This is a genomic window from Limnomicrobium aquaticum, from assembly GCF_040545545.1.
GTDB classification, from domain to species: domain Bacteria; phylum Pseudomonadota; class Alphaproteobacteria; order Rhizobiales; family Rhizobiaceae; genus Ensifer_A; species Ensifer_A aquaticum.
The window spans coordinates 1-1603 of record NZ_JBEPMB010000028.1 but is presented as its reverse complement, the minus strand read 5'-3'; the positions used below and the strand labels follow the sequence as shown (position 1 = coordinate 1603).

Annotated in this window: 1 protein-coding gene; it reads left to right on the top strand. The window is 62.1% G+C overall.

Annotation, left to right across the window (positions count from 1 at the left end):
• Positions 1 to 98 precede the first annotated feature (98 nt).
• On the top strand, positions 99 to 1603 hold a 1505-nt coding region (gene tnpC / locus ABID16_RS23605), incomplete at its 3' end, for an IS66 family transposase (protein ID WP_354558829.1).

Sequence of the window (1603 nt, the reverse complement as noted above, 5' to 3'; positions counted from 1 at the left end):
CCGCTCGGGCTACGCCCTCCCGGGGCTCTCATGCGTGCGCCACAGTGGCCGACTTTTGCGCCGCCGCGTGGCCGGTTTTTACTCCGGCGTTGACAGCTATGCTTGATGCCGCCGAACTTCCCGATGATGTTGCCGCTCTGAAGGCGATGCTGATCGCGGCGCAGGCCCGCGAGGCGGCCAAGGATGTCGCGATAACCAGTAAGGACGAACATATCGCTCGCAAGGACGAGCGGATCGAACGGCTTGAGAAGCTGGTCGCCGCCTTCAAACAGGCAGCCTTCGGACGCAAATCCGAGAAGGCCGATCCTGACCAGTTCGACCTGGCACTGGAAGACTTGGAAACGGCCATGGCCGTGATCCATGCCGAGGATGAGGCGGACGCTCCTGCCGGAAAGAGGATTGCCAAACCTCGCGGGATTAATCGTGGCTCCCTCCCAAAGCATCTTCCCCGTGTGGAGGAGGTAATTGAGCCGGAAAGCCTGATCTGCGCCTGCGGCGGTTGCCTGCATTGCATTGGCGAGGATGTCTCTGAGCGGCTGGACGTGATCCCGGCACAGTTCCGCGTAATCGTCACCCATCGCCCCAAATATGCGTGCCGTGCCTGCACAGACGGAGTCTTTCAAGCTCCGGCACCAGCACGGCTGATCCAAGCAGGGCTGCCGACGGAAGCCACCATCGCCCATGTGCTGGTCTCCAAATATGCAGACCACCTTCCGCTTTACCGTCAGGCTCAGATCATGAGCCGCCAAGGCATCGATCTCGACCGTTCCACGCTTGCCGACTGGGTCGGCCGAGCCGCTTATGAACTGCGTCCCGTCTTCGACGCGCTGATTGCCGACCTGAGACGCTCGTCCAAACTGTTCATGGACGAGACCCGTGCTCCGGTGCTTGATCCCGGCTCCCGCAAGACCAAGACCGGATACTTCTGGGCGCTGGCGCGGGATGATCGTCCATGGGGCGGCGGTGCTCCACCGGGCGTGGCCTTCACATACGCTCCCAGTCGCGGGGGCATTCATGCAGAACGGATATTACACGGCTTCTCGGGAATCCTGCAGGTCGACGGTTATGCCGGATACAACAGGCTGCTCGCGCCAGAGCGTGTCGGACCGGACATTCGGCTTGCCTATTGCTGGGCACACGCCCGTCGCAAGCTGGTGGAGATCACCCGCAACGGAGCAGCACCTATTGCCGAGGACGGCGTCAAACGCATCAGCGAACTGTATCGGATCGAGGCCGAGCTACGAGGCCTCGATCCGGAGACTCGTCTTGCCGGGCGACAGGAGCGGTCAGCACCACTGGTCGCCGACATGCAGACCTGGCTCGTCCATCACCGTGCCCGTGTTGCTGCAAAGTCCCCGCTCGGCGAGGCTTTGGCCTACATCGCCAAATACTGGGATGGTCTGAAGCTCTTCCTGACCGATGGGCGCATCGAGATCGACAACAACAGCGTTGAGCGGACAATCAGGCCGATTGCCCTCAATCGGAATTATGCGAAGCTCGGGATTATGTGTCAACGCCGGAGTAAAAACCGGCCACGCGGCGGCGCAAAAGTCGGCCACTGTGGCGCACGCATGAGAGCCCCGGGAGGGCGTAGCCCGAGCGG